Source organism: Xanthovirga aplysinae (assembly GCF_009711365.1).
Classification (GTDB): Bacteria; Bacteroidota; Bacteroidia; order Cytophagales; family Cyclobacteriaceae; genus Xanthovirga; species Xanthovirga aplysinae.
Genome location: NZ_SMMB01000669.1, coordinates 1 through 3,183, shown reverse-complemented (window position 1 = coordinate 3,183; position 3,183 = coordinate 1). Strand labels below are relative to the sequence as shown.

1 protein-coding gene is annotated in these 3,183 nt (G+C 39.0%); it reads left to right on the top strand.

Translation table 11 applies throughout. The features are described 5' to 3' along the window. Positions 1-3,183: malectin domain-containing carbohydrate-binding protein (locus E1171_RS03945; RefSeq protein ID WP_222931379.1), on the top strand; the 3,183-nt coding region annotated here is incomplete at both ends.

Genomic DNA, 3,183 nt, shown 5'->3' with positions numbered 1-3,183 from the left:
TACAACAGATTTGCCTCCAGTAGAATTAATGGACCCAGCCCCTATACAATTGGATGTTCAGGATCTGAGCGACTGTTTTGAAGTAGATTTAAATGATGCGATTACTAGCAGCATGGAAGGCGTAACAATTTCCTTTTATGAAACAGAGGAAGATGCAGTAAACGGAGAGTCTCCAATAGATTCTTGGGTTACACAATCTGGTACTTATTATATCAGGGCTCAAACCTCAGATGATTGTTTTGTAGTGAAAGCTACCAATGTCATTATCCTTGAAGCACATATGGTGTCTGCAGGCCCGGATCAGGAAGCCTGTGCTTCAAAAGAACTGGTGTTTCAATTAATGGGATCGGTAGAAGGTGACTATGAGAAAGTGCTTTGGACAACAGATGGGGAAGGTATAATCGGAAATGCAGATCAATTGGAGGCATCCTATACCCCCTCTGTTAAAGAAAAGAAACTAGGGAAAAAAGTGTTGCTGACCCTAACAGTAAAAGGGGAATGTGGAGAAGCATCTGATGACATGTTTGTAAAGATACTTAAAAAACCACTGGTTCTATTGAAAAAATATGAGGAAGTGTGTGTAGGTGAAAAAGAAAAAATACCTCTATTTGCAGTGATAGAGGGTCCTTATGATCATTTACTTTGGGAGACCAGCGGGCAAGGAGAAATTTTCAGAGCTAACGAACCTTTTGCAGTCTACCGTCCCACTAAAGAAGAACAAAAGACTGGGAAAAAAATCTCATTTACCATAACGGTGGAAAATGAATGCGGTAAAGTGGTAAAGGATAAAGTAATTCAGATTATTCCCGATACCGATCTTATAGTTAAGACAGGACCTAATCAGGAGTTCTGTGTAGCATCAGATGAAGAAATAAAGGTTACCTTGTCTGGGAAAGTTTCAGGAAATTATGAGGGATTGAAATGGGTGACGAACGGAAACGGAACCTTGAAAAATGCCGACCAGCTGCAGGCCATGTATTTTCCTTCGAAAGGAGAATTGAAAAAAGGAGCAAAAATCAAATTTAAATTGAAGGCATGGAATAAGTGTTCTGAAGTCATGGATGAATTAAAAGTTATCATCAATGTCCTTCCGAAAGTGAAAATTACTTCCGCTCCTATTGGTTGCGTTGAGCCATGGTTGAAAGTTCCACTTTCTGCACATGTAATAGGGGATTATTATAAATCAAAATGGACTACCAATGGAAAGGGAAAAATCAAGAATCCCCATCAATTGAATACTGTTTATATCCCGACTGAAGAGGAGCTGATCCATGGTGCTGTAATTACCGTACAGTTAAAGGTCTTTAGTGATTGTGGAATAGTACAAAAGGTGAAGAAGATCATTATCGAAAGCAAGCCTGTTGTTTGGCTGGGTCCGGATCAAAAAGCATGTGCTTCCAAGGACCTAAAATTTGTAATTAATGCAAAAATTAAGGAGGAGTACAATCATTTAAAGTGGACTACAGATGGTAAGGGGCATCTTGAAATTAAAGGTGAACGAACAGCAATCTATTGGCCAACAAAGGAAGAAAAGGCTAAAGGGGCCTTAGTGAGGGTGACGCTTACTACTACTTCGGATTGCGGGTCTGTGCATGATGTGGTTAAGTTAAAGATTATAAAGAGCCCTGAATTATTTATTGGTGGGGTAACTGAGGTTTGTGTTTTTCCAGGCATGAAAATACCGCTTCATGGTACAACCAATGGTGAATTTGATGAACACCAATGGACACACAATGGGAAAGGAAATCTAAAAAGCAAGGGAGGTTTAAAGGTAGAATATGAACCTTCGGAAGAGGAAATGACAACAGGAGCAACCCTCAAATTCTGTCTAACGGTCAAGTTTAAATGTACAACTTTGAAGGTTTATAAAGTTGTGAAAATTATTCCTCAGCCAATCGTACTGGCAGAATCCGATATGAAACTATGCCTGGAAAATGATGAAAATGTCCCCCTAAAAGCAGTGGTCAAAGGACCTCATCAAGGAATCATGTGGACTTCTAGTGGAGAGGGGCAAATTCTTAATGCCAGTCAACAACAGGCAGTATATGTCCCAACAGTGAGGGAAAGAAAGCATGGGGCATATCTTACTTTTGTTGTTAAAGTTAAAGGGGCATGTGGTGTGAAATATGATAAGGTGAATGTATGGATAAAGAAAAAGCAGGATGTGAAGATTGTAAAGGATATCTATCTTTGTGCATATCCAGCTATGGCAGTGTCCCTAAAACACATCACCGGGGATAAACTTCAAGATGGTTGGTGGGAGCACAATGGAAAAGGCAGTATAACGAATGGAACCAACTGGAATGGGGAGTATATCCCAACTAAGGATGAGGTTGAAAAGGGATGTACAATTACCTTTAAATTAAAATCCGATAAGGCTTGTGGAAAGGTGGTATTGATCGTCAAAATTCATATTATTCCTGCCAAAGGATATTACTACCTTAATGCTGGTGGGCCAAAGGTATCTGATGAGAAGGGTACGATTTTCCAGCAGGATGATTTCCATTCGGGAGGCAGTTCCACTTCCTTTTTGGAAAAAGGAGAAGGGCCTGTAGGTGATAATCCTTTATTTTTATCACATCGATCCGGAAAAGATTTCAAATATCGCTTCCCTGTAAATTGTGGTAAACGCTTTAGAGTAGTACTGAAATTCTTGGAGGACAAATATGATTCAAAAGGTAAACGTTTGATGCATGTTGAGGCACAAGGTATATCTATACTGAGAGACTTGGATATAATTCAGGAGGCGGGAGCAATTAATAAACCTATTGAAAAAGCTTTTGAGGTGGAGGCAACAGATGGATTTATTGACTTAAGGTTCTATCAAACAAAAGGAAGCATTGCTCCGGCTGTGGTATCGGCCATAATGATCCTTCCTTTAAATGAGATCGATATTGAAAGTGATTATCTACTTAGTGAGCAGGTTTTCTCTTCCAGTGATGAGGTTCTGCTGTACCCGAACCCTTCCATGAACGATCAATTTACATTGGATTTGCCAATTTCAGTAACAGGCCAACTTTCTATTAAATTAACCAATCTTCAAGGTTTTAGTCAAGAAATAGATCAAGGTCAAATTAATAGAAATCAAAATAAAGTAGGTGTAGACCTAAGGCCTTATGGCTTAGTGAAAGGTTTTTATATAGTAGAATTAAAGGTAAATGGTTTGAATTTTAAAACGATGAA